The organism is Methylobacterium sp. Leaf111 (assembly GCF_001423285.1).
Taxonomy (GTDB): Bacteria; Pseudomonadota; Alphaproteobacteria; order Rhizobiales; family Beijerinckiaceae; genus Methylobacterium.
Genome location: NZ_LMNE01000001.1, coordinates 674,776 through 700,379, shown reverse-complemented (window position 1 = coordinate 700,379; position 25,604 = coordinate 674,776). Strand labels below are relative to the sequence as shown.

Genomic DNA, 25,604 nt, shown 5'->3' with positions numbered 1-25,604 from the left:
TCACCGCACCGTCACGCGGTAGCGGACGCGGCTGACATTTCCCACGGGATCGACCAGTTCGAGCGCAAACGCGTCGCGGCCGGTATAGCCGGGCGCCGCGGTGTAGAACACGAAGGTCGCGGGCCGCTTGCGGGCATTGCAGTGCGCCCGCGCATTGAACATCGGGAAGCTCGGAAAATCCTGTCCCTGCGCGATCTGCACGCGGCCGTCATGCGGCGCTTCGATCAGGCTGATCGTCATCGGGCCGAGAGACTTGCAAGCCGGATCGAGCGAGGAGAACGAGGCGGCCGTGAGCCGGCTGCTTCCGAACACGACCTTCTCGAACGTGGCCACGCGCATCGGGCTCGCCTGGGCGGTCACGCCCGAAGCGAGACCGATGGCGCTGGCCAGGACGACGTGCCGGATGATGGAAGCTGCCCCGCTCTTGGGAACACTGCGCCGGAGCATGCCCGAGTCGCAGGCCCGGCGCAGACACAACCGATCCCTAAAACACACGTTCTGCGGGATTTGTAACGCGCGGGCGACCGATCGGCCCAGGCGGGACCGACTGGAATCATTCGCATAAAGACATCTTTATATCTTGATTGCCTCTGGCCCGGCGCCCTGCTATAGGCCTCGCCGAGACGCAACGAGAGACGGAGCAATTACGAAATGGCCCAGATTTCCCCGGCCCAGGATTACATCGTCAAGGACATCGGTATGGCCGAGTACGGCCGCAAGGAGATCTCGATCGCCGAGACCGAGATGCCGGGTCTGATGGCCACGCGCGAGGAATTCGGTCCGTCGCAGCCCCTGAAGGGCGCGAAGATCGCCGGCTCGCTGCACATGACGATCCAGACGGCCGTGCTGATCGAGACCCTGAAGGCGCTGGGCGCCGACATCCGCTGGGTCTCCTGCAACATCTACTCGACCCAGGACCACGCCGCCGCCGCCATCGCGGCCGCCGGCATCCCGGTCTTCGCCATCAAGGGCGAGACCCTGGAGGAGTATTGGGACTACACCTCGAAGCTGTTCGACTGGCATGACGGCGGCCTGCCGAACATGATCCTCGACGACGGCGGCGACGCCACCATGTTCGTGCACCTGGGCCTGCGCGCCGAGAACGGCGACACCGCCTTCCTCGACAAGCCGGAATCCGAGGAGGAGGAGATCTTCTTCGCGCTCCTGAAGAAGAAGCTCAGCGAGAAGCCGAAGGGCTGGTTCGCGGGCCTCGCCGACTCGATCAAGGGCGTCTCCGAGGAGACCACCACCGGCGTGCACCGCCTCTACAACCTCGCCAAGGAGGGCAAGCTCCTCTTCCCGGCGATCAACGTGAACGACGCCGTCACCAAGTCGAAGTTCGACAACCTCTACGGCTGCCGCGAGTCGCTGGTCGACGGCATCCGTCGCGGCACCGACGTGATGATGGCCGGCAAGGTCGCCATGGTCGCGGGCTTCGGCGACGTGGGCAAGGGCTCGGCCTCGTCGCTGCGCCACGCCGGCTGCCGCGTCCTCGTCTCCGAGGTCGATCCGATCTGCGCGCTCCAGGCCGCGATGGAAGGTTACGAGGTCGTGACGATGGAGGAGGCCGCGCCGCGCGCCGACATCTTCGTCACCGCGACGGGCAACAAGGACATCATCACCATCGAGCACATGCGGGCGATGAAGGACCGCGCCATCGTGTGCAACATCGGCCACTTCGACAACGAGATCCAGGTCGCCGGCCTGAAGAACATGCAGTGGTCGAACATCAAGCCGCAGGTGGACGAGATCACCTTCCCCGACGGCCACCGCATCATCCTCCTGTCGGAGGGACGCCTGGTGAACCTCGGCAACGCCACCGGCCACCCGTCCTTCGTGATGTCGGCCTCCTTCACCAACCAGACCCTGGCCCAGATCGAGCTCTGGACCAACCCGGGCAAGTACGAGAAGCAGGTCTACACCCTGCCGAAGGCCCTCGACGAGAAGGTGGCGCTCCTCCACCTCGAGAAGATCGGCGTGAAGCTCTCCAAGCTCCGTCCCGACCAGGCCGCCTATATCGGCGTCTCCGAGAACGGCCCGTTCAAGCCCGACCACTACCGCTACTGAAGACCGCTCCGGCGCCCCTCGCGGGGCGCCGCGACGACCTCCGATCGGCTCCTGCGAAGCCCGGCCCCGTGCCGGGCTTCGCGCGTCCGGTCCCTGCCGGACGCGCCGTCGCAGTGTGGCTTTTCTGCGCTCCTGCGCGGCCATCGCCTCCGAAGCCTCTAAAGTTAAGCTTAAGCCTCTTCCGGGACGATTCCGCCTCGCGCTAGTGTGGGCTGATTCCTCAGATGGAGTGGCTCGCAGCCGGCCTCCGGCCGGTTGCGGGATGGGCGCCTTTCGGCGTCTCATCGAAGATTCGTGGAGGCGGGACGGATCATGAGGGTCGAACGAACGGCGCGCGCCCTGCTGTGCGCCGGCTCTCTCGCCGTCGCCGTGGCCGGTCCCCCGGCGCGGGCGGCCGGGACGGGGCTGGATGCCGGCGCTGCCGTCTCGGGGTTCGGGCAACACACGCACAACGCGGCCGGTCTCGCCATCCTGATCGGCCTGACGGTGTTCGCCACCATCGTGGCCCTGCTGCACATGCGCGAGCGCAGCCGTTGGACCCGGCGCGAGCGCGACCTCGTGACCGAGCTGTCGGCCCTGCGCGAGTCCCACGACCGCGCCGAAATGCTCCTGAACGCCGAGCGCCAGGTCCTCATCACCTGGTCGGGCCGCGGCGCGCCGACCATCGAGGGCGATCTCGGCCTCATCGATGGCCGGCGCGCGCCCGGCGACGCCGATCCCGGCCTGCCCGGCTTCGAGACCTGGCTGCATGCGGTCGACGCCGACGCCCTGAACACGGCCGTCGAGGCGCTGCGCGCCCGCGGCGCCGGCTTCCGCCTGAGCCTGCGCACCCAGTCGGGCCGCTTCATCGACGCGCACGGGCAGGCCCTGTCCGGCCGCGCGATCCTGCGCCTGCGCGAGACGACCGACGAGAAGCGCGAACTCATCGACCTGCGCCTCACCCTGTACGAGGCCAAGCGCGGCCTTTCGGCGCTCGGCAGTCTCCTGGACGCGATCCCGCATCCGGTCTGGCGCCGCAACCGCGACGGGGCGCTCGCCTGGGTCAACCTCGCCTACGTCGCGGCGGTGGAGGGGGGCACCCGGGAGCACGCCCTCGAGGCCGGCGTCGAGCTCCTCGACCGGCAGGCCCGGGACCTCATCGCCCGCGACGAATCCGGCCGCCTGGCCACCGGGGGGCGCGTCCCGCATCGTCTCTCCGCCGTGGTGGCGGGCGGCCGGCGGACCCTCGACGTCACCGAGAGCGCCATCGAGACCGGCCGCGTCGGCATCGCCGTCGACGTCTCGGAGCTCGAGAGCGTCCGCGCCGACCTGCAGCGGCAGATGGATGCCAACGTCCGCACCCTCGACCAGCTGCCCACCGCCGTGGCGATGTTCGACGCCCGCCAGCGCCTGATCTTCCACAACGCCGCCTACCGCCAGCTCTGGGACCTCGACCCGGCCTTCCTCGACGGCCGCCCCCTCGACGGCGAGATCCTCGACCGGCTGCGCGCCGCCCGGAAACTGCCCGAGCAGGCCGACTTCAAGTCCTGGAAGGCCGACGTGCTCGCCGCCTACCGCGCCGTGGAGGCCAACGAGGCCTGGTGGTACCTGCCCGACGGGCGCTCGCTGCGCGTCGTCGCCGATCCCAACCCCCAGGGCGGCCTGACCTACCTGTTCGACGACGTCTCGGAGAACATGAAGCTCGAATCCCGCTACAACGCGCTGATGCGGGTCCAGGCCGAGACCCTCGACACCCTGAAGGAGCCCGTGGCGGTGTTCGGCGCCGACGGCCGGCTGACCTTCGCCAACCGTGCCTTCGCGACCCTGTGGCGCCTCGATCCCGAGACCCTGCGCGAGCGCCCCCGGGTCGATGCCGTCATCGCCGCCTGCCAGACCCTCTCGCCCGACGAAGACCCGTGGATCGACATCCGTGGCGCCATCACCGGCCTGGAAAGCCGCGCCGGCCTGACCTGCCGCCTGGAGATCGTCGACGGCACCGTGCTCGACTGCGCCGCCCAACCGCTGCCCGAGGGCGCGACGCTGCTCACCCTCATCGACGTTACCGCCAGCGTGAACGTGGAGCGCGCGCTCACCGACAAGAACGACGCCCTGGAGCGGACCTCGCAGCTGCGCGACACCTTCGTGAACCACGTCTCCTACGAGCTGCGCTCGCCGCTCACCAACATCATCGGCTTCACCCAGCTCCTCGGCGACGAGACGGTGGGCGCCCTGAACGAGCGCCAGCGCGAGTATTCCGGCCACATCATGCGCTCGTCGGGCGCGCTGCTCGTGATGATCAACGACATCCTCGACCTCGCCTCCATCGATGCGGGCTCCCTCGAGCTCACCCGCGAGGTGGTCGACGTGCGCGCCACCGTCGATGCCGCCGTGCGCGGGCTGGAGGACCGGCTCGCCGATTCCGCCATCGCCCTCGATCTCGACGTGCCCGACGACGTCGGCACCTTCGTGGCCGACGGCAAGCGCGTCCGCCAGATCCTGTTCAACCTCCTGTCGAACGCCGTCGGCTTCTCGGCGCCGGGCCAGCAGGTCCGCGTGGAGGTCCGCCGCAACGCCTCGGAACTGACCCTGGCGGTGGCCGACCAGGGGCAGGGCATGCCGCCCGACGTCGCCGCGCGGGTCTTCGACCGCTTCGAGAGCCACACCCTCGGCACCCGCCATCGCGGCGTCGGCCTCGGCCTGTCGATCGTGCGCTCCTTCGTGGAACTGCATGGCGGACGCGTCGGCCTGGACTCGGCCCCCGGCGCCGGCACCCGCGTCACCTGCACCTTCCCGATCACCGAGCCGACCGCGCGGCGGGATGCCGCCGAGTAGGGGCGCCGGACGGGGGCGTCCCCATGGAGCCTTCGGTCCGTCCGCGATTTGGTTAAGGATGCTCCGGTATGACAGCGGGGCTCCGCGCGATCCGGGTCCGGCCGGGGCGGCGCACGGCCATGGAGGAGTTGGGCGTTGAACGAGGATGGTGCCGACACGCCCCAGCGTGAGGTGAAATCGGCCTGGGAGATCATGCTGCCGGAGGAGAGCGCCACCGAGGATCTCGGCCGCTTCCTCGCGGGGCTCCTCGTGCCGGGGGACATCGTCGCCCTGTCCGGCGGCCTCGGCGGCGGCAAGACCACCCTCGCGCGCGCGCTGATCCGGGAACTCGTGGGCGACCCGGACCTCGACGTGCCGAGCCCGACCTTCACGCTGATCCAGCCCTACGAGGCCGCCGACGGGCGGGCCATCGTGCATGCCGACCTCTACCGCCTGCGCAGCCCCGACGAACTCGTCGAGCTCGGCTTCGACGAGATGGCCGAGACCGCCATCACCCTGGTGGAGTGGCCCGAGCGCCTGGGACACCGCGACGCGCCGATGCTGACCGTCGACCTGTCCCTGCGGGCCGAGTTCGGGGACGGGGCGCGCTTCGCCCGCATCGACGGCAGCGGCGGCATGGCCGCCCGGCTCAAGCGGGCGCGCGCGCTGCGCCTCCTCCTCGTCCGCAGCGGCTGGGACGAGGCCGCCCGCGTCAACATGCAGGGCGACGCCTCCTCGCGGGCCTACGAGCGGCTCGTGAAGCCGGACGGCAAGACCGCCGTGCTGATGATCTCGCCGCCCCGCGCCGACGGCCCCCCGGTCCGCAACGGCCGCCCCTACAGCGCCATCGTCAAGCTCGCCGAGAGCGTGCACGCCTTCGTCGGCATGGATCGCGGCCTGCGCGCCCTCGGGTTCTCGGCGCCCCGCATCTACGGCGAGGACCTCGCCGAGGGTCTGTTGATCCTGGAGGATCTCGGCACCGAACCGGTGGTCGACGCCAACGGGCCGCGCCCGGAGCGTTACGCCGAGGCGGTGCGCCTCCTGGCCAAGCTCCACGCCACCGAGCTGCCGGGCGTCCTCCCCGTGGCCGACGGCATCGACCACGTGCTGCCGCCCTACGACCTCGAAGCCCTGGTGTTCGAGACCGAACTGCTGCCCGACTGGTACTGCCCGGCGATCCGGGGGGGCGAGCTGCCCCACGCGGCCCGGTCCGAATTCGTGGCCCTGTGGGCGGAGGTGCTCGACAGCATCAAGCCCGACCGCCCGACCTGGACCCTGCGGGACTACCACTCGCCGAACCTGATCTGGCTGCCCGAGCGCGAGGGGCTGGAGCGCATCGGCGTCATCGACTTCCAGGATGCGGTTCTCGGCCATCCGGCCTACGACGTCGCCTCGCTCCTCCAGGACGCTCGGGTGGACGCGACCGCCGAGTTCGAGCTGCGCCTCCTCGGCCTCTACGTGCGCGAGCGCCGGGCCCGCGAGCCCGACTTCGACATGCAGGCCTTCGCCCGGGCCTACGCGGTGCTGGCCGCCCAGCGCGCCACCAAGATCCTCGGCATCTTCGCCCGCCTCGACCGGCGCGACGGCAAGCCGGCCTACCTCGCGCACCTGCCGCGCATCGAGGGCTACCTCGCGCGCAACCTCAACCACCCGGCCCTGACCCATCTGCGCCTCTGGCACGAGGCGCACCTGCCGCACCTCGTGCCGAAGGCCGCGGGCGAACCGGCCGAGGGCGGCTGAAGACCCGCGATGCCCGCGGGGAGGCTGCCGGAGGGCGGCCGCGCCCGCCCGAGACCTCTCCGACGAGACGAACGCCATGTCCGACACAGCCCCCATCACCCGCGCCTTCGTCCTCGCGGCGGGCCTCGGCAAGCGCATGCGCCCGATCACCGCGACGGTGCCCAAGCCCCTGGTGGAGGTGGCCGGCCGGGCGCTCCTCGACCACGCCCTCGACCGGGCGGCGGAGGGCGGCATCACCGAGGCGGTGGTCAACGTCCACTACCTCGCCGACCTGATCGAGGGGCACGTGGGCAAGCGCCGGACCGCCCCGGCGATCGTTCTCTCGGACGAGCGCGACGCCCTGCTGGAGACCGGTGGCGGCGTGAAGAAGGCCCTGCCGCTCCTCGGCGAGGACCCGTTCGTGGTCTTCAACGCCGACTCGTTCTGGCTGGAGGGCCCGGAGTCGAATCTCGGCCGCCTCATCGCCGCCTGGGACCCGGCGGCGATGGACATCCTCCTCCTCGTCGCCCCGACCGCGACGAGCCTCGGCTACGAGGGCAACGGCGACTTCGCGATGGATTCGTCCGGGGCCCTGGAGCGCCGCGGCGAGCGCGAGGTGGCGCCGTTCATCTATGCCGGCGTCGCCATCCTGAAGCCCGGCCTGTTCGCCGGGACCCCGGAAGGGGCCTTCTCCCTCAACCTCCTGTTCGACGGGGCCATCGCGGCCGGCCGCCTGCATGGCCTGCGCCTCGACGGGCAATGGCTCCACGTCGGCACGCCGGAGGCGATCACGGCGGCCGAGGCTCGGGTGAAGTCCACGGCGCCGACGCTCTGAGCGCAGGTCGGCGATTCCGCGGGGCATCGCATTCCCGGGCCGGGGATTTGGTGGCATGGAGGGTGGGATGCCGACCTCAGACGTCCCGACCGCCCACGTCTTCTCGATCCCGCCCGGCGCGCCCTTCCTGCCGACCCTCGCCGACGCCCTGATTTCGGGGCGCCTCGTGGGCGCGATCGGCGACGACCCCTTCGCGCTCGCCTCCGTCACCCTCTACCTGCCGACCCAGAGGGCGGTGCGGGCGCTGGCCGCGATCCTCGCCGCGCGCCTCGGTCACGCCGCCCTGCTGCCCCGGATGGTCCCCCTCGGCGAGGCCGACGAGGCGGAGCTGGATCTCGCTGCCAACCCGCTCCTCGAGAACGGTCCCGACCGTCTCGCCCCGGCGATGCCGCCTCTGGAGCGCCGCCTCATCCTCGCCCGCCTCGTTCAGGGCTGGGCCGAGGCGGTGGACCGCACGCTGCTGCCCATCGACGACGACGTGCCCTTCCTGGTGCCGTCCTCCCCCGCCGACGCGATCGGGCTCGCCGCGGACCTCGAACGCCTCATGGACGCGCTCACCGTCGAGGGGCTGCCCTGGGACGAGATCGGCGGCGCCGTGGAGGCCGAGTACTCGCGCTATTTCGGCCTGACCCTGGATTTCGTGAGGATCGCCGCCGAGGCCTGGCCCGGGATCCTCGCCGAGCGCGGGATGAGCGACCCGGTCTCGCGCTCGCGCCGCCTCGTCCTGGCCGAAGCCGACCGGCTGATGCGGGATCGGCCCGCCGACCCGGTGATCGTGGCGGGCTCCACCGGCTCGGTGCCGGCTACCGCGAAGCTGATCGCCGCGGTGGCCGGGTTGCCCCGCGGCGCCGTGGTTCTGCCGGGCCTCGACTCCGAGCTCGACGGCGACGGCTGGGACGCCATCGAGACCGGCGAGGGCTTTTCGCGCGAGATCGCCCACGGCCATCCGCAGGCGGTCCTGCATCGCCTCCTCGGTCCGGCCGGTCTCGACCGCGACCGGGCGCAGGTGGCGACCCTCGGAGAGACCTCTGCCGAGTCCCACGCCCGCTTCGGGCTGCTGTCGCAGGCCCTGCGCCCGGCCGAGACCACCGAGGCCTGGGCCGCCCTCGACCCTGCCGACCGCGCGCGGCTGGCGGAGGAGGGCCTGCGGGGCCTCGCCGTGGTCGAGGCCAGCGACGAGCGGGAAGAGGCGCTGATCATCGCCATCGCCCTGCGCGAGACCCTGGAAACGCCGGGCGCGACCGCGGCTCTGGTGACCCCGGACCGCGCCCTGGCCCTGCGTGTCGCGGCCGAACTCGCTCGTTGGGGCATCGTCGCGGAGGATTCCGGCGGCGAGGCCCTGTCGCGCAGCCGGGCTGGGCGCCTGGCGCGGCTCGCCGCCGAGGTCGCGGCCGATCTCCAGCCGGCCCGGCTGATCACGCTCCTGTCCCATCCCTATGTCCGCCTCGGCCTGCCGCGCAGGGACGTGGTCCGGGCCGCCGCCGCCCTGGAGATCGGCACCCTGCGCGGGCCCGCCCCGGCGCCGCGCTTCGCCGGGTTGCGGCAGGCCCTGGCCGACCAGCGCAGCGCCACCGGGCGACGGCCCCGCGCCAAGCGCCGCCTGACCGAGCGCGACTGGGACCTCGCCGCCGGACTCCTGGACCGGCTGCAGGAGGCCTTCGACGGCTTCCTCGACGCCGATCACCGCGGCGTCGGCAACCTCGTCGCCTACGCCGCCTGCCACCGCGCCACCTTCGACCGGCTGATCGACGCGGCCGAGGGCGAGGCCGTCGACGACGCCTCGCTCGGCGTGCTCGACACCCTCTTCGACGACCTCGAGATGGCCGAACCCGGCCTGCTGCCCGGCCGCTTCGGCGACTACCCCGCCTTCTTCACGGCGCTCGCCCGCGAGCGGCTGGTGGCCTGCAGCGACGGGCGCCCGCATCCGCGCCTGCGCATCCTCGGTTTGCTGGAGGCCCGGCTGATGAGCGTCGACCGGGTCGTGCTCGGCGGCCTCGACGAGGGCGTCTGGCCGATGAAGACCACCACCGACGCCTTCCTCAACCGGCCCATGCGCGAGCGCATCGGCCTCAACCCGCCCGAGCGCCGGATCGGCCAGAGCGCCCACGACTTCGTCCAGGCCCTCGGCCACCACGACGCCCTCATCACCCGGGCGGGCAAGCGCGAAGGCGCACCGACCGTGCCGTCGCGCTTCCTGCAGCGCCTGCGCGCCTTCACGGGCGACGCCGGCTGGAACCGGGCGTTGGCCGCCGGGCGCCGCTTCTCGGCCTACGCCGCCGCCCTCGACCAGGGTACCGGCCCGGCGCAGGCCCGTCTCAAGCAGCCCCGTCCGAAGCCGGATCCGGCCCTGTTCCCGCGGTCCCTGAGCGTCACCGAGGTCGAGACCCTGGTGCGCGACCCCTACGTGATCTTCGCCCGGCACGTCCTCGGCCTCGATCCGCTGGATCCGGTGGCGGCCGAGCCGGGGGCCGCCGACCGCGGCACGCTGATCCACGAGATTCTCGGAGATTTCGCCGAGCGCTACCCGGATTCCCTTCCGGACGGCACCTTGGCAGCAGAGGTCTTGGCCGGCATGGCGGCGAACGCCTTTGCGTCAATCAACGATACCTACCCTTCGCTGTACGCGGAATGGTGGCCCCGCTTCGTGAGGTTGTCGGAAGAATATCTCGCCTGGGAGGGTGAGCGCCGGGCGCAGCTGGGCCGGGTGCACCCGGAAATCTCCGGCAAATGGGTGATCCCGATGGGCACCGAGACCTTCACCCTGCGGGCGCGGGCCGACCGGATCGAGCGGCGCCGCGACGGCGGGGCCTGCATCGTCGACTTCAAGACCGGGCTGCCGCCGAGCAACAAGGAGGTCTTCGCCGGGTTCTCCCCCCAGCTCACCCTGGAGGCGGCGATGCTCATGGCCGGGGCCTTCGACGGCTTCCCCGCCACCACGCTGACGCCGGACCTCCTCTACGTCCACGCCTCGGGCGGCCGCAAACCCTTCGAGCCCCTGGCGGTGAAGCCGCCGCGGGGCGACGAGCGCGAGGTCGCCGCCATCGTGGCCGAGCACGTCGCCCGCTTCCGCGGCCTCGTCGCCCGCTTCCTCACGGGCGAGGCCGCCTACACCTCCCGACCCTACCCGAAATACGCCAAGTCCTACGGCGACTACGACCACCTCGCCCGGGTGCTCGAATGGTCGCTCGGCGGCGAGGGGGAGGCATAATGTCAATTCGAGAAACCTTCGTCGTCGACGACCTCACCAAGGCGGCGCAGCGCCAGGCCGCCGATCCGCGCGCCTCGGCCTGGGTCTCGGCCAATGCCGGCGCGGGCAAGACCAAGGTCCTCACCGACCGGGTGGTGCGCCTGCTCCTCGACGGGGCGCCGCCCGCCCGCATCCTCTGCCTCACCTTCACCAAGGCGGCGGCGGCCAACATGTCGATCCGGGTGTTCCGGGTCCTCGGCCGCTGGGTGACGCTGGACGACGCCGCCCTCTCGGCCGAACTCACGGAACTCACGGGGGAGCGCCCCGCCCGCAAGACCCTGCAGGTCGCCCGGCGGCTGTTCGCTCGCGCGGTGGAGACGCCGGGCGGCCTGAAGATCGAGACCCTGCACGCCCTCTGCGAGCGCCTGCTGCACATGTTCCCCTTCGAGGCGAACGTGCCGGCGCGCTTCGTGGTGCTGGACGAGACCCAGGCCGCGGAGGCCTTCCGGATCGAGACCGGCAACGTGCTCGCCGATGCCATCGGCGGCGGGCATCGGCCTCTCGGCGAGGCCCTCGCCGTCGTCGGCCCCGAGGCGACGGGGGACGCCCTGCGCAAGGCGATCCGCAGCGCCATGCGGGCCCGCGACGTGCTCGACAGCCGCGTCGGCCTCGACGGCCCCTTCGCCGCGCTGGCCGACACCCTCGGCGTCCGGCCCGGCGACAGCGCGGCGGCGATCGAGGCACGGATGCTGGACGGGGGCTTGGGCGATCTCACCGCGTTCGCCGGCCGCCTGCGCACCGGCAAGGCCACCGACGACGGCATCGCCGACAGGCTGCTCGCGGCGGCGGCGGCGGCCGCGCCCGCCGAGGCCCTGGAGACTTACCTCGGGGTCTTCTTCACCAAGGAGGGCGCCCCGAAGGCCGACAGGAGCCTCGGCACCAAGGCTGTGCCGGAGGATGCCAAGCAGGCCCTGTGCGACGAGCGCGACCGCCTGGAGCCGCTGCGGGACGCCCTGCGCGGCGTGCGCGCCCTGGAACGCACCCGCGCGCTCTTCACCCTCGCGGGCGAGATCCACCGCCGGGTCGAAGCCCAGAAGGCCCGCCTCGGCGCCCTCGACTTCGACGACCTGATCCACAAGACCCTGGACCTCCTCGGCCGGGTGGATTCCACCTGGGTGCTGTACAAGCTCGACCGCGGCGTCGACCACGTGCTCATCGACGAGGCGCAGGACACCAACCCGCACCAGTGGGAGATCCTGCGCCGCATCACCGCCGAGTTCGCCTCCGGCGAGGGCGCCCGCGAGGTCGCCCGGACCCGCTTCGCCGTCGGCGACCCCAAGCAGTCGATCTACAGCTTCCAGGGGGCCGAGCCCCGCGAGTTCGAGACCACCCGGCGCGCCTGGCAGCGGGCGGCTGCCGGCGCCGACCTCGCTTTCGAGGACGTCCACCTGAACCTGTCGTTCCGCTCGGCCGGCGGGGTCCTGCGGGCCGTGGACGCCACCTTCGCGATCCCCGAGCACTACGAGGGCCTGTCCTTCGAGGACGCGGCCGTCGGCACCACCCACAGCACCGCCCGGGTCACGGCGCCCGGCACCGTCGAACTCTGGCCCATCGAGGAGCCGGCGGACGAGCCCGAGCCCGATGCCTGGGCCGCCCCCGTCGACGCGCCGGAGACCAACGCGCCGGCCATCGTCACCGCACGCCGGGTCGCCCGGGCGGCCCTGACCTGGATCACCGCCGGCGACGAGACCGGCCGGGTCTGGCGCCCCGGCGACATCCTGATCCTGGTACGCAAGCGCTCGGCGGCCTTCGAGGAGGTCATCCGCGCCATGAAGGCCCTCGGCGTGCCCGTCGCCGGCCAGGACCGCCTCGACATCGCCGCCCACATCGCCGTCAACGACCTCGTGGCGGTGGGCCGCGCCGGCCTCCTGCCGGCCGACGACCTGACCCTCGCCGGCGCGTTGAAGACGCCCCTGGTCGGACTCGACGACGACGACCTCGTGCGCATCGCCGGACGGCGCGACCTCGACGAAACCCTGGAGGATTCCCTCGCGCGCCATGCGGCGGCCGGCGACCCCGCGGCGATCCGCGGCCACGCGGCCCTCACGTCCTGGATCACCCTCGCGGCCTGCGAGGGCCCGTTCGGATTCTACGCGGCGCTGCTCGGGGCCCGCGGCGGCCGCCGCGCCCTGGTCTCCCGCCTCGGCGGCGAGGCCGGCGACGCCATCGACGTCTTCCTGATGACGGCGGCCCAGGCCGAGCAGGCGCCCGACGCGCCCTCGCTCGGCGGGTTCCTCGCCCGCTACGACACCGTTCCGGGGCGCGGAGAGGGCGGCCACACGGTCAAGCGCGATCTCGATTCCGGCCGCGACGAGGTCCGGGTGATGACGGTGCACGGGGCGAAGGGGCTGGAGGCCCCGGTGGTCGTCGTCATCGACGGCTGCGAGGCCCTGGGGCGCAACGACCCGCCGCTCCTGCCGCTCGTGCCGGGGGCACAGCGGTTCGGCCACGGCGCCGCGCTGCTGCCGCCGGTCTGGGCCGGGGCCAAGGCCGGCGACTGCGAGGCCGTGACCCAGGCCCGCGCCACCCTGCAATCCCGGGCCCGCGAAGAGCACAACCGCCTCCTCTATGTGGCGATGACCCGTGCCGCCGACCGCCTCGTCATCGCGCCCTATCGCGGGCACGAGGCCCCGAGCGAGGCCGCCTGGTGCGAGATGGTCCGTACCGGCCTGGAACGGTCCTTCGGTCTCGGGGAGGTCCTGGAGACCTCCCACGGCCCCGCCACCCTGTGGCGCGACGGCGGCGCGGCGGAGCCGGCGGCCCCGTCCCCCTCCGCGGCGGAGGGGCCGCCGGACCTGCCGGCCTGGCTGGAGGCCCCCGTCCCGGCCGAGGTCGAGGCCGCCCCTCCGGTGACGCCGTCCGGCGCCCTCGGGGCCGCCGACACCCGCCGCCAGCCGGGCCACCGGCAGGCCGACAGCGAGGCGCGTCGGCGCGGGACCCTGATCCATTCCCTGGTGGAGCACCTGCCGCGGATCGACCCGGCCCAGCGGGAGGCCGCCGCGACCGCCTTCGTGCGCGCCCGTGCACCCGGATTCGACCGTGCCAAGCAGGACGGCATCGTGGCCGCGACCCTGCACCTGTTCGCGGAGCCCGACCTGGCGCCGCTCTTCGCGCCGGAGGCACGGGCCGAGGTGACGCTGTCGGGGCGGGTCGTGGTCGGTGGCGTCTCGCGCCCGGTCTTCGGTCGTGTCGACCGCCTGGCCATCGCCCCGGACACGGTCTGGGTCGCGGACTTCAAGACGGGCCGGCCCCCGCGGGACGGGGCGCCTCTGCCGCGCGCGGAAGCCGGGCAGATCGCTCTCTATGCCGCGCTCCTGGCGGAGATCTACCCGCGCCACCGCGTGGTGCCGATGCTGGTCTGGACCTCGGGGCCCGTCATCCGCCGGCTCGATGCCGACGCCGTCGCGGCCGCCCTCGACGCGCTGGCGCAGAGGGCAGCGTGAGCCCGAGAGTCTGTCCGGTTCATCCTGAACCGGACAGACTCCCTAATCCTTTCTCAGCGTGAGTCTTTTCCGGGTAACCGGTTCCCCCTTATCCCTGACACACGCTACCGCCGCCCGCCGGCGGCCCGCTTCTGCGGCGCCGACGTGCCCGAATCCTCCTCGAAGAGTTCGGCGAGCTTTTCCGTCATGGCGCCGCCCAGTTCCTCGGCATCGATGATCGTCACAGCGCGGCGGTAGTAGCGCGTCACGTCGTGGCCGATGCCGATGGCCAGCAGTTCCACCGGCGAACGGGTCTCGATGTCCTCGATCATCCAGCGCAGGTGGCGCTCGAGGTAGTTGCCGGGATTGACCGACAGGGTCGAGTCGTCGACCGGCGCGCCATCCGAGATCACCATCAGGATCTTGCGCTGCTCGGGCCGGGCCAGCAGGCGCTTGTGCGCCCAGTCCAGCGCCTCGCCGTCGATGTTCTCCTTGAGCAGGCCCTCGCGCATCATGAGCCCGAGGTTCTTGCGCGCGCGGCGCCAGGGCGCGTCGGCGCTCTTGTAGACGATGTGGCGCAGGTCGTTGAGGCGCCCCGGCGTGTTCGGCTTGCCGCCGGCGAGCCACGCCTCGCGCGACTGTCCGCCCTTCCAGGCGCGCGTGGTGAAGCCCAGGATCTCGACCTTGACGCCGCAGCGCTCGAGGGTCCGCGCCAGGATGTCGGCGCAGGTCGCCGACACCGTGATCGGGCGCCCGCGCATCGAGCCGGAATTGTCCAGCAGGAGCGTCACCACGGTATCGCGGAAATTCGTGTCCTTCTCGCGCTTGAACGAGAGCGGCTGGAACGGGTCGGTGACCACGCGCACGAGGCGGGCGGGATCGAGCTGGCCCTCTTCGAGGTCGAAGTCCCAGGCCCGGTTCTGCTGGGCCAGGAGCCGGCGCTGCAGCCGGTTGGCGAGGCGCCCGACCACGCCCTGGAGATGGGCGAGCTGCTTGTCGAGATAGGTCCGCAGGCGCGCCAGCTCCTCGGCGTCGCAAAGGTCCTCGGCGTGGATGATCTCGTCGAAGCGCGGGTTGAAGACCTTGTATTCCGGCCCGCGCGGCTCGTTCGCCCGCTGCGACGGCGGCCGCCAGGCCTCCGACGCTTCCTCGGATTCGGCGTTCTCGGCCTCGTCGGGCAATTCGCCCGAGGGCGCATCGGCGGCCTCGGTGGCGCCCTCCTGCAACTCGTCGGAGGCCTCCTGCGAGGTCTCCATCTCGGAGCGGTCGCCCTGGGACTGCTCCTCGGCTTCGCCCTCGCTCGGGGTCTGCTCGTCGTCCTGGGCCTCGTTGTCGTCCTCGTTCTCGTCGTCCTCGGGATCGAACGGCGTCTCGTCCGCCATGTCGAGGGAACTGAGGAGGTCGCGCACCGAGCGGGCGAAGGCGCGCTGGTTCTCGATCGAGCCGATCAGCCCGTCGAGGTTGGGGCCGGCCTTCTCCTCGATGTGGGTGCGCCAGAGGTCGACGATCTTGCGGGCCGCCTCCGGGGGCGCCGCACCGGTCAGGCGCTCGCGCACCATCAGGGCGACGGCATCCTCCATCGGCGCGTCGGCCCGGTCGGTGATGTCCTCGTACTTGCCGCCGCGATGGTAGCGGTCCTCCAGCATCGCCGAGAGGTTCGCGGCGACGCCGGACATGCGGCGCGAGCCGATCGCCTCCACGCGGGCCTGCTCGACCGCGTCGAAGACCGCCCGGGCGCCGGCATTCTCCGGCGCCAGCCGGCGATGCACCGCCACGTCGTGGCAGCCGAGCCGCAGGGCCATCGAGTCGGCGTTCCCGCGCAGGATCGCGACGTCTTCCGGCGTCAGCTTGCGCGGCGGTTCGGGGAGGCGCGCCTTATCCCCCGTCAGCGCCGGGCGGTCGCTGGCATAGACCACCTCGATCTCGGAGCGCTTGGCGATGGCGCGCAGGCAGCCCGCCACCGAGCGCTTGAGCGGTTCGGCGACGGGCTCGCGCCGGTCGCCGGGCTTGCGGTTGGAGATCGACATGCGGGTCGACGGTTTCCTCGAAACGGACGGGAGGGGGTCAGCTCAGGGCGACGTTCGAGGCGCTCTCGGGCAGGTCCTTGCCGAAGGCGCGCTGGTAGAACTCCGCCACGAGGGTGCGCTCCAGCTCGTCGCACTTGTTGAGGAAGGTCACCCGGAAGGCGAAGCCGATATCCTGGAAGATGTCGGCGTTCTCGGCCCAGGTGATCACCGTGCGGGGGCTCATGACCGTGGAGAGGTCGCCGTTCATGAACGCGTTGCGGGTCAGGTCCGCCACGCGCACCATGCGGTTGACGATGTCCCGGCCGCCGTCGCGCTGGTAGTGCGCCGCCTTCGACAGCACGATGTCGACCTCGCGGTCATGGGCGAGGTAGTTCAGGGTGGTGACGATCGACCAGCGGTCCATCTGGCCCTGGTTGATCTGCTGGGTGCCGTGATAGAGGCCGGACGTATCGCCGAGGCCCACTGTGTTGGCGGTGGCGAAGAGGCGGAAGGCCGGGTGCGGGCGGATCACGCGCTTCTGGTCGAGCAGCGTCAGGCGGCCCGAGAGTTCCAGCACGCGCTGGATCACGAACATCACGTCGGGGCGGCCGGCATCGTACTCGTCGAAGACCAGGGCGACGTTGTTCTGCAGCGCCCAGGGCAGGATGCCGTCCTGGAAGGCGGTGACCTGCTTGCCGTCCTGCAGCACGATCGCGTCCTTGCCGACGAGGTCGATGCGCGAGACGTGGCTGTCGAGGTTGATCCGGATGCAGGGCCAGTTGAGGCGTGCCGCGACCTGCTCGATATGGGTGGACTTGCCGGTGCCGTGATAGCCCGTGACCATCACGCGCCGGTTGCGGGCGAAGCCCGCCAGGATCGCCAGGGTGGTCTCCCGGTCGAAGATGTAGTCCGGATCGAGGTCCGGCACGTGCTCCTCGCTCTGCGAGAAGGCCGGGACCCGGAGATCGAGGTCGATGCCGAAGGCTTCTCGGACGGAGACTTCCCGGTCGGGGAGCGAGGCGGGCGAGACGTCAGAAAGCATAAGGACCTCGTCGGGGCGCGGGTGCCGCGGGGGTGTCACGGAACACGCGGGCTATGTCGGACTTCGGGGTCTCGCGGCTCGGGGACGATGAGCCGCGCGCGACCGCCATCTAAAGGTCGGCGCCGGGCGGCGCCAAGGGGTGTCGGAACTGCATATAGGGCCTCACGCGGCAATTGCCGCCCCATCCTGAGCAGGGGAGACCCAGAAAACGTGCATCGATCATGCCGGAACCTCGGGCCGGCGTCGGTCGCCGCGTCAGCAGAGGCCGGCGGCGCGCAGGGCATCGTGCGCCCGGATGATGTCGCGCAGACGTTCCTCGAACGAGCGGTCGCCGCCATTTGCGTCGGGGTGGAAGCGTTTCACCAGGGTCTTGTACTGCGCCTTGATGGCCGCCGAATCCGCGTTCTCGTCGAGGCCGAGTACGTCGAGAGCCTTGAGGGTCGCCGCCGAGTGCCGGGGTCGGCGCGGCTCGGGTGCGGCCTTGCGCCGGGCGGTCTCGCCGACGCCCTCGGCCCGCAGGATGTCCAGGGGATCGACATAGGCCCAATCGCGCTTCGGCGCCGCCTTGCCGCGCTCCCCCGCGGTGGCCGGGTTCACGCCCATCGCCCAGGTCGGGCGATGCCCGATGATCGCGTCCTTCTGGAAGGCCTGCACGGCCGCATCGTTCATGCCGTCGAAGTAATTGTACGTGGCGTTGTAGGCGCGCACGTGATCCATGCAGAAACGCCAGTACTGCCCCTCCGCCTTGCGGCCCTTGGGCGCGCGGTAGAGGCCGGGGTTCTTGCACCCGGGCGTCTCGCAGGTCTGGGCTGCGGCCGTCTTCGGCTCGTCGCAGGACGGCTTGATGCGGATGCTGTCGAACAGGGGCGAGTTGAGATCCATGATGGGGCGATTATGAGGGGGTGGGTCGGAGACACAAGAGCGGCGGGCCTGATGCCGCATGCGGTGTTCGGGGGTTGACGCGTGAGACCGGACGCCGGCGCTTGACCGCAGTCCAAAAACGAGGAGACGCCCGCGATGACCGAGACCGTGACCCTGAAGGACTGGATCACCGACACGCTCCGGGTGCAACTGGCGCCGCAGGACTTGGCGGTGATCGACGAATCGCACCTGCATGCGGGCCATTCGGGAGCGCGGCCCGAAGGAGAGACGCACTTCCGATTGGACGTGGTCGCGGCCGCCTTCGAGGGCAAGAGCCGCGTCGAACGTCATCGCCTCGTCAACGCCGCCCTCGAGCCGGCCTTCCAGCGCGGACTCCACGCCCTGGCGGTGCGCGCCCGCACGCCCGCCGAAGCAGCCTGAACGCGGCGACCTGATTCCAGATCCTGCGAGAGATTCCGCCGTGGCCCTTCAATGCACGCCCCACATCGCCATCGACGAGGCGGAGCTGGAGGAAACCTTCGTGCGTGCGTCCGGCCCCGGCGGACAGAACGTCAACAAGCTCTCGACGGCGGTGCAGCTGCGCTTCGACGCCCGGCGGTCGGCCGCCCTGCCGGACGCGGTGGCCGTCCGCCTGATGCGGCTGGCGGGGCGGCGCCTCACCGTCGACGGGGTGATCGTGATCAGCGCCCAGCGCTTCCGGACCCAGGACCGCAACCGGGCCGATGCCCGCGAGCGGCTGGCCGAACTCGTGGCCGAGGCGGCGGTGCCGCCGACGCCCCGGCGCGCCACGCGCCCGACGCTGGCCTCGAAGAAGCGCCGCCTCGACGAGAAGTCGAAGCGGAGCGCCACCAAGCGCCTGCGCGGCAGCGGCCTGGATTAGGGGCCGCGCCTCGGATCTCCGCTCAGATCGCCACTCAGATCTTGGCCGCCGCCGTACCATCCGGCGGATGCGTCTCGACCTCTCCGCTGACGTAGCGGCTGCCCGGCTTCATGATCGTCAGCACCAGGGCGATGAGGGCGAGCAGCGCCGAGACCGCGGCCGGAAACAGGAACGCATCCTCGCCGTAGCGCATCTGCAGGAAGCCGCCGATGACCGCGCCGGTGCTCAGCGCCGCCCAGAGGGGGGCCTGGATCCAGAACGAGGGGGCCACCGTGCCGAGCATCAGGTTGGCGAGCCCGGTTCCGAACCGCACCACCGCGCCGGTGACGTAGGTGAGCGCGAGGCTGCGCCCGCCCTCGTCCTGCAGCGTCGCGTTCTGGAGGCCCAGAGCGATGACGATCGGGTAGGCGTGGAGCGGGAAGGCGAAGGTGCCGTGGGGGACGATGAGCCCGATGGTCAGGAGCACCGACTGCAGCAGGAGCAGCACCGAGAGGCGCCAGCGCCCGACCCAGGCGGCGATCAGGGTGCCGGCGAAGGCGCCGAAGCAGAACAGGACGATGACCGAGGCGACCCGCGACGTGCTCTCCCAGTCGAAGCGGCTGACTGAGACGCCGAACCGGGTCGTGTTGCCGCTCATGAACGACATGAAGAGCTGCGAGAATTCGAGAAAGCCGATGGAATCGGCGCAACCGGCCACGGCCGAGAGGGCCAGCGCGAAGGGGATGCGCGTCGCGGCACTCGCCGGAAACGACTTGTTCTGCGTCTCTGCCATAGGGTTGCTATCCTCCGTCCCGTGCGGCGGCTGAACTACGGTGGCGTAAGGCCGATACGCTCGGTGCACCGCCGGACCTCGACGTCAGGTCCCGGGCGGGGTGCTCCGATGCGTCCGGGGCAACAGTCACGCTCCCGTTTGGTTCAACCGCGTCGTGCGCTGGCGCTCAAGGGCGGCGACGGACACGTGAATGTTACCGCCGCCGGGCGACGATGACTTGGCCGGGGACGTCGGCGCCGTTTTCCCGTCGCACGAAGGCCGGCTCGGCGCGTTCGAGGGCGAGCCCCGCCCCCGCCAGGGTCTCCCGCACCAGCGCGTCGCCATGGGCGTAGCGCGCATCCGCTCCCAGGATGAGTCCGTCGCCCGGATGGGACTGCACCGTGAAGGCGAAGCGCCCGCCCGGGCGCAGGACGCGGGCGCTGCCGGAGACCACGCCGGCGAAATCGCCCACGTAGATCATGACGTCGGCGGCCGTGACGCAATCGGCCGAGGCGGGGGGCTCGGCACCGAGCGCCGCCACCAGCTCGCCCTCCACCAGCCGGTGATAGCCGCCACGCCGCCCGGCCTCGGCCAGCATCCCGGGCGAGAGGTCGATCCCGGTCAGGAACTGCGCCCGGCCGGCGAGGGCGGCCCCGACGAGCCCGGTACCGCAGCCGAGGTCGATCACCCACCCGAGGGGCGTGGCCGGACCTGCCGATGCCTCGAGCGCATCGGCGACGAGCGTATGCCCGCGATAGGACAGGCCCTCCACGAGGTGGCGGTCGAAGCGCGGCGCGTAGGCGTCGAACAGCGCCCGGACGTAGCCCGGCGAGATCGCGCTGGCGGCCTCGCCGGCGCCGATGCGCACCAGGGCGAGGCGGGCGCCCTGCGCGTCCTCGGGGTCGAGGTCGAGGGCGCTGGCGTAGGCGCGCAGGGCCGCGTGGTGATCGCTGGCCCGCCCGCTCTGGGCGTACCGGCCTTCGCGGGCCCGGCCGAGGAGGAACCAGGCCGGGGCGAAGCGGGGGGCGATCTCCAGGGCCTGCTCCGCCATCTCGGCGGCAGCGTCCGGATCGCCGTCGTCGAGGCAGTCCTGGGCGTAGGCGTAGCGCCGGTCGGCGCGAAGGTCGCCGGAGGTGATCGTGCGGGACATGTGGCTGCGCATGGGCGTCGGGCGCCCTATATGCCGCGCCAATGAGTTTCAGCGCCAGCGATCTTCTCACCCTGACCCGCGAGGGCCTGTACTGCCCCCTCGGCGGCTTCCACGTGGATCCGACCTGGCCGGTGCCGCGCGCCCTCATCACCCACGGCCATGCCGACCATGCCCGGGCGGGGCACGGGCGCGTGATGGCCACGGGCGAGACCCTGCGCATCATGGCGGTGCGCTATGGCGCCGATTTCTGCGCGAGCCGGCAGGAGGCCCCCCTCGGCGAGGCGATCCGCATCGGCGACGTCACCGTGCGCTTCGCCCCCGCCGGGCACGTGCTCGGCTCGGCCCAGATCGCGATCGAGGCGCAGGGCGTGCGGGTGGTGGTGTCGGGCGACTACAAGCGCGCCGACGACCCGACCTGCCTGCCCTTCGAGGTGGTGCCCTGCGACGTCTTCATCACCGAGGCGACCTTCGGCCTGCCGGTATTCCGGATGCCGGACACCCGCGACGAGGTGCAAAAGCTCCTCGATTCCGTGGCCCTGTTCCCCGAGCGCGCCCACATCGTCGGCGCCTACGCGCTCGGCAAGGCGCAGCGGGTGATGGCCCTGCTGCGGGAGGCCGGCTACGACCGGCCGATCTACCTGCACGGCGCCATGGAAAAGCTGACCGAGCTCTACAAGCAGGAGGGCATTCCGCTCGGCGAGACCCCCAAGGTGGTGGCCACCGAGCGGGCCAAGCTGCACGGCGCCATCGTGCTCTGCCCGCCCTCGTCGATCCAGGACGTCTGGTCGCGCAAGTTCCCCGACCCCGTCACGGCCTTCGCCTCGGGCTGGATGCGGGTGCGGGCCCGGGCCCGGCAGAAGGGGGTCGAGCTGCCCCTCTGCATCTCCGACCATTCCGACTGGCCCGATCTCTGCCGCACCATCCTGGAGACCGGGGCCGGGGAGGTCTGGGTCACCCACGGGCAGGAGGACGCCCTGGTGCACTGGTGCGGGACGAAGGGCATCAAGGCCAAGCCCCTGCACCTCCTCGGCTACGGCGACGACGGCGAGTCCGAGCCGGTCGCCCCGCCGGAGGAGGCCGTCGCATGAACGACTTCGCCCACCTCCTCGACCGCCTCGCCTACGAGCCGCGCCGCAACGCCAAGCTGCGCCTGCTGCAGGACTACTTCACCCACGCTCCCGACCCGGAGCGCGGCTACGCGCTCGCCGCGATGACCGGCGGCCTGACCTTTCGCGAGGCCAAGCCGGCGATGATCCGGGGCCTGGTCGAAGCCCGCGTCGACCCGGTGCTGTTCGGGCTGTCGCACAACTACGTGGGCGATCTGGCCGAGACCACGGCGTTGATCTGGCCGGCGCCCGTGCCCTCGGACGGCGAGCCGGTCATCGGCCCCGGCCACAACAACCCGCCCCCGCACGTGCCGACGCTCGCCGAGGTGGTCGAGACGCTGGGCACGGTGAAGAAGCCCGACCTGCCCGCCCGCATCGCCGCGTGGCTCGATGCCCTCGACGAGACCGGGCGCTGGGCGCTGCTGAAGCTCATCACCGGCGCGCTCCGCGTCGGCGTCTCGGCGCGCCTCGCCAAGACCGCCATCGGGGCGCTGGGCGGCCACGAGGCCGACGCGGTCGAGGAGGTCTGGCACGGGCTCGAGCCGCCCTACGCCACCCTGTTCGCCTGGGTCGAGGGCCGGGGCGAGCGCCCCACCACCCTGAACCCGGCCCCGTTCCGGCCGCCGATGCTCTCCCACCCCATCGACGAGGAGGGCGATTTCGAAAAGCTCGATCCGGCGGCGTTTTCCGGCGAGTGGAAGTGGGACGGCATCCGGGTTCAGCTCGTCGGCGGACGGGACGCGGCCGGGGAACAGGTGGCGCGGATCTACTCGCGCACCGGCGAGGACATCTCCGGCGCCTTCCCGGATCTGGCCGAGGCGATCACCTTCTCGGGGGCCATCGACGGCGAGTTGCTGATCCTGCGCGAGCGCCGCGTGCAGAGCTTCAACGTGCTCCAGCAGCGCCTGAACCGGAAGGCCGTGACCCCGAAGCTCCTGGAGGAGTTCCCGGCCCATGTCCGCGCCTACGACCTGATGCAGGCGGACGGCGAGGACCTGCGCCCGCTGCCCTTCACCGAGCGCCGGGCTCGCCTGGAGGCGTTCGTCGCCGCCCTCGATCACGCCCGCATCGACCTCTCGCCCCTGGTGCCCTTCGCGACCTGGGCGGATCTGGCCGCGGCCCGCGCCGACCCGGCCGCCGTGGGGGCGGGCGAGGATGCCGACGCCATCGAGGGCGTCATGCTCAAGGCCCGCGACAGCGTCTACCTGCCGGGCCGGCCCAAGGGGCCGTGGTGGAAATGGAAGCGCGAGCCGTTCCGCGTCGACACCGTGATGATGTACGCCCAGCGCGGACACGGGAAGCGCTCGTCGTTCTACTCCGACTACACCTTCGGGGTCTGGCGCGCGCGCGAGGACGGCACGCCCGAGCTCGTGCCGGTCGGCAAGGCCTATCACGGCTTCACCGATGCCGAGCTGCAGAAGCTCGACCGCTACGTCCGCAACAACACCACCAAGCGCTTCGGCCCGGTGCGCGAGGTGTCCTACGGCCTCGACCACGGCCTCGTGCTCGAGATCGCCTTCGAGGGGGTGCAGCGCTCGACCCGGCACAAGTCGGGCGTCGCCATGCGGTTTCCCCGGGTGGCGCGCATCCGCTGGGACAAGCCGGCGGCGGAGGCCGACCGGATCGACGCCCTGGAGACCATCCTGGCCCGGGGCGAGCGCGAGATCGCGCCGGGCGAAACCCTGACGGAGACGCACGGATGAGGCAGGCGGGCAAGATCGGTGCGCTGCAGGGCTTCGCCAGCGGCCCGGTGGCGCGTCAGGCGGCGGCCACGGTCACGGTCTCGACGCCCGGCCAGGGCTTCACCGACATCACCGGGGCGGTGGAGGCCTTCCGCGCGCAGAGCGGGATCGCGGAGGGCCTCGTCACCGTGTTCTGCCGGCACACCTCGGCCTCCCTGACCATCCAGGAAAATGCCGACCCCGATGTGCGGACCGACCTCCTTACCGCCCTCGACGGGCTCGCGCCGCGCCATGCCGGCTACGCGCACGGCGCCGAGGGGCCGGACGACATGCCGGCCCATATCCGCACGATGGTGACGGATTCGAACCTGGCGATCCCGGTGAGGGGCGGGCGCCTCGCCCTCGGGACCTGGCAGGGGATCTACCTCGTCGAGCACCGGGACCGGCCGCACCGCCGGGAAATCGTCCTGCAGGGGCTCGGCGCCTGAGAACCGGCCGGATCAGCGCCGGATCAGCACCACGCCGCCGATCAGGAGCGCCACGCCGACCACGCGGGTCGCGTCGAGCTCGCGCTGGGCGAGGCCGAGCCAGCCGAAATGGTCGAAGGCCACCGAGGCCAGCATCTGGCCGGTGACGAGGAGGGCCAGGAAGGTCGCCGCGCCGAGTTCCGGCACCAGGATCGTGGCGAGCGCGATGAAGACCGCGCCGAAGAACCCGCCGCTCCAGCCCCACCACGGAATGCGCCCGGTCAGGCTGGCCGCCGGCAGCGGGTCGCGCAGGGCCAGGGCCAGCACCACCATGGACAGGAGGCCGACGAAGTAGCTGGCGAAGCCCGCCCAGGCGGAGGAATTCAGGGCGATCCGCAGATTCGCGATCAGCGCCTGCTGCACCACGATGCTGGCGCCCGCCATGACGGAGAGGGCCACGGGAAGCAGGAGGTTGAGCATCGGCCTGGCACCTGTTCGGGACACGGGCGCCTTGACAACCATTCCGTGGCCATGCCGTCAAATGACGGATCGGCGCGTTTCCATGCGGATGAGGCATGATCAATCCGGGCCATCTCGATCTCTTTCGCGCGGTGATGCGCCATGGCGGGATGACCCGGGCCGCCGCCGCGCTGGGCATCGGCCAGCCGCACGTGAGCCGGGCCATGGCCCAGCTCGAGGCCGAGACCGGCCTTTCGCTGTTCGTGCGCGGCCACGGCACCGCCCGGCCGACGCCCGAGGGGGAGGCCTTCGCCCGCGAGGTTGAGCGGAGCCATGCCGGCCTCGAACAGCTGACCCACGCCGCCCGGCAGATCCGCGAGCTCGGCACCGGGCCCCTGCGCGTCGCCTGCCAGCCGTCCCTGGCCTCCCGCCTGCTGCCGCGAGCGATCCGGCGCCTCATGGCCGAGCATCCGGGTGCCCGCGTCGCCGTCCATGTGCCGAGCCCCGACACGATCTGGGCCTGGACCGCCTCGGGCCGGTGCGACCTCGGCCTCGCCCGCCCGCGCTCCGGCCATGCGGGGGTGGCGGCCGAGGGCTTCCTCACGGTCGACGCGGTCTGCGCTCTGCCGCGCCGGCACCGGCTGGCCCGCCGGCGCGCCATCGGGGTGGAGGACCTCGTCGGCGAGACCCTGATCGCCGGCGGTCCCGGCCTGTTCCAGGAGGCCGTCGAGGCGCGGTTCGCGGAGGCCGGGTGCGTGCCGCGCTTTCCCCTGATGGCCCAGTACACGGCGGCGCGCTGCGGGCTCGTCGCGGAGGGCCTGGGCCTCGCCATCGTCGATCCGGTCCCGGCCGGCGAACTCACCGGCCTGCCGATCGTGCTGCGCCCGTTCCGGCCGGCCCTGCCGATCGAGACCGCGCTGATCCGGCCGGCGGGCCGCCCGCCGGGGCGCCTCGCGGAGCGCCTGATCGACTTCCTCCGCCTGGAGCGCGACGCGCTGGTTCCGGAACCGATCCTCGCGCCCGATTGAGACCTGCGATCCCGAACCGAACTCACGTCCCGTCGCCGGGTTCTCAGCATATCGGCGACACGACACCGCAC

Annotated in this window: 19 protein-coding genes; 12 read left to right on the top strand and 7 right to left on the bottom strand. The window is 71.9% G+C overall.

The window, feature by feature from the left end; all coding sequences use genetic code 11:
- Window positions 1-333 carry a hypothetical protein gene (locus ASF41_RS03075; RefSeq protein ID WP_210166974.1) on the bottom strand — a complete coding sequence of 111 codons (333 nt, stop codon included), beginning with the start codon at window positions 331-333 and terminating at the stop codon, window positions 1-3.
- 327 nt (window positions 334-660) lie between these two features.
- Here ASF41_RS03075 and ahcY point away from each other — a divergent pair, with 327 nt between their 5' ends.
- The 6 genes from ahcY (at window position 661) to addA (ending at window position 14,101) form a co-directional block, all read left to right on the top strand.
- Window positions 661-2,067, top strand: a complete 1,407-nt coding sequence (gene ahcY / locus ASF41_RS03070) for an adenosylhomocysteinase (protein ID WP_156653194.1) — start codon at window positions 661-663, stop codon at window positions 2,065-2,067.
- Window positions 2,068-2,379: 312 nt separating this feature from the next.
- On the top strand, window positions 2,380-4,878 hold the full coding sequence (locus tag ASF41_RS03065; protein ID WP_056381590.1) for a PAS domain-containing sensor histidine kinase: 2,499 nt from the start codon (window positions 2,380-2,382) through the stop codon (window positions 4,876-4,878).
- A 192-nt stretch (window positions 4,879-5,070) separates the two neighbouring features.
- Window positions 5,071-6,597, top strand: a complete 1,527-nt coding sequence (gene tsaE / locus ASF41_RS03060; RefSeq protein WP_082504014.1) for a tRNA (adenosine(37)-N6)-threonylcarbamoyltransferase complex ATPase subunit type 1 TsaE — start codon at window positions 5,071-5,073, stop codon at window positions 6,595-6,597.
- Between the two features lie 76 nt (window positions 6,598-6,673).
- On the top strand, window positions 6,674-7,411 hold the full coding sequence (locus ASF41_RS03055) for a nucleotidyltransferase family protein (RefSeq protein ID WP_056490718.1): 738 nt from the start codon (window positions 6,674-6,676) through the stop codon (window positions 7,409-7,411).
- 67 nt (window positions 7,412-7,478) lie between these two features.
- A complete protein-coding gene (gene addB, locus ASF41_RS03050) occupies window positions 7,479-10,619 on the top strand; it encodes a double-strand break repair protein AddB (RefSeq protein ID WP_056490712.1) in 3,141 nt (1,046 codons plus the stop codon).
- Complete coding sequence (gene addA / locus ASF41_RS03045) at window positions 10,619-14,101, top strand: double-strand break repair helicase AddA (RefSeq protein WP_056490710.1); 3,483 nt, start codon at window positions 10,619-10,621, stop codon at window positions 14,099-14,101. The genes addB and addA overlap by 1 nt, the downstream gene beginning before the upstream one ends.
- 104 nt (window positions 14,102-14,205) lie before the next feature.
- Here addA and cobT read toward each other — a convergent pair whose 3' ends face one another.
- The 3 genes from cobT to ASF41_RS03030 form a co-directional block, all read right to left on the bottom strand.
- Window positions 14,206-16,107 (bottom strand): cobaltochelatase subunit CobT, encoded by a 1,902-nt coding sequence (gene cobT / locus ASF41_RS03040; RefSeq protein ID WP_056490707.1) that lies wholly within the window; start codon window positions 16,105-16,107, stop codon window positions 14,206-14,208.
- Between the two features lie 37 nt (window positions 16,108-16,144).
- Window positions 16,145-17,128 carry a cobaltochelatase subunit CobS gene (gene cobS / locus ASF41_RS03035; RefSeq protein WP_056214992.1) on the bottom strand — a complete coding sequence of 328 codons (984 nt, stop codon included), beginning with the start codon at window positions 17,126-17,128 and terminating at the stop codon, window positions 16,145-16,147.
- A 255-nt stretch (window positions 17,129-17,383) separates the two neighbouring features.
- The gene (locus ASF41_RS03030; RefSeq protein WP_056214996.1) at window positions 17,384-18,010 is read right to left on the bottom strand and encodes a J domain-containing protein; all 627 of its coding nucleotides are present in this window, start codon (window positions 18,008-18,010) and stop codon (window positions 17,384-17,386) included.
- Between the two features lie 135 nt (window positions 18,011-18,145).
- Between ASF41_RS03030 and ASF41_RS03025 the strand changes: the two genes are divergently transcribed.
- Both ASF41_RS03025 and arfB read left to right on the top strand, forming a co-directional pair.
- Complete coding sequence (locus tag ASF41_RS03025; protein ID WP_056215000.1) at window positions 18,146-18,430, top strand: BolA family transcriptional regulator; 285 nt, start codon at window positions 18,146-18,148, stop codon at window positions 18,428-18,430.
- Between the two features lie 40 nt (window positions 18,431-18,470).
- On the top strand, window positions 18,471-18,890 hold the full coding sequence (gene arfB / locus ASF41_RS03020) for an alternative ribosome rescue aminoacyl-tRNA hydrolase ArfB (RefSeq protein WP_056215003.1): 420 nt from the start codon (window positions 18,471-18,473) through the stop codon (window positions 18,888-18,890).
- 34 nt (window positions 18,891-18,924) lie between these two features.
- Here the strand turns inward: arfB and ASF41_RS03015 are convergent, their stop codons facing one another.
- Window positions 18,925-19,662: a YoaK family protein gene (locus ASF41_RS03015; protein WP_056215006.1), complete on the bottom strand. Its 738-nt coding sequence runs from the start codon at window positions 19,660-19,662 to the stop codon at window positions 18,925-18,927.
- 193 nt (window positions 19,663-19,855) lie between these two features.
- Window positions 19,856-20,791: a class I SAM-dependent methyltransferase gene (locus ASF41_RS03010; protein WP_056491242.1), complete on the bottom strand. Its 936-nt coding sequence runs from the start codon at window positions 20,789-20,791 to the stop codon at window positions 19,856-19,858.
- A gap of 41 nt (window positions 20,792-20,832) precedes the next feature.
- On the opposite strand from ASF41_RS03010, the gene ASF41_RS03005 reads away from it, so the two are divergent.
- The 3 genes from ASF41_RS03005 to ASF41_RS02995 are packed head-to-tail and all read left to right on the top strand — an operon-like array spanning window position 20,833 to window position 24,067.
- Entirely contained in the window at window positions 20,833-21,879 is a 1,047-nt protein-coding gene (locus ASF41_RS03005; protein WP_056215010.1) for a ligase-associated DNA damage response exonuclease, read from the top strand.
- Complete coding sequence (locus tag ASF41_RS03000) at window positions 21,876-23,600, top strand: cisplatin damage response ATP-dependent DNA ligase (RefSeq protein ID WP_056490704.1); 1,725 nt, start codon at window positions 21,876-21,878, stop codon at window positions 23,598-23,600. The genes ASF41_RS03005 and ASF41_RS03000 overlap by 4 nt, the downstream gene beginning before the upstream one ends.
- Entirely contained in the window at window positions 23,597-24,067 is a 471-nt protein-coding gene (locus ASF41_RS02995) for a secondary thiamine-phosphate synthase enzyme YjbQ (protein WP_056381356.1), read from the top strand. Before ASF41_RS03000 ends, ASF41_RS02995 begins: the two co-directional genes overlap by 4 nt.
- Window positions 24,068-24,079: 12 nt before the next feature.
- On the opposite strand, the gene ASF41_RS02990 is transcribed toward ASF41_RS02995, so the two are convergent.
- Window positions 24,080-24,526 carry a DMT family transporter gene (locus ASF41_RS02990; protein ID WP_056215022.1) on the bottom strand — a complete coding sequence of 149 codons (447 nt, stop codon included), beginning with the start codon at window positions 24,524-24,526 and terminating at the stop codon, window positions 24,080-24,082.
- Window positions 24,527-24,621: 95 nt separating this feature from the next.
- Here ASF41_RS02990 and ASF41_RS02985 point away from each other — a divergent pair, with 95 nt between their 5' ends.
- Window positions 24,622-25,533: a LysR family transcriptional regulator gene (locus ASF41_RS02985; protein WP_056275502.1), complete on the top strand. Its 912-nt coding sequence runs from the start codon at window positions 24,622-24,624 to the stop codon at window positions 25,531-25,533.
- The last annotated feature ends 71 nt before the right edge of the window (window positions 25,534-25,604 follow it).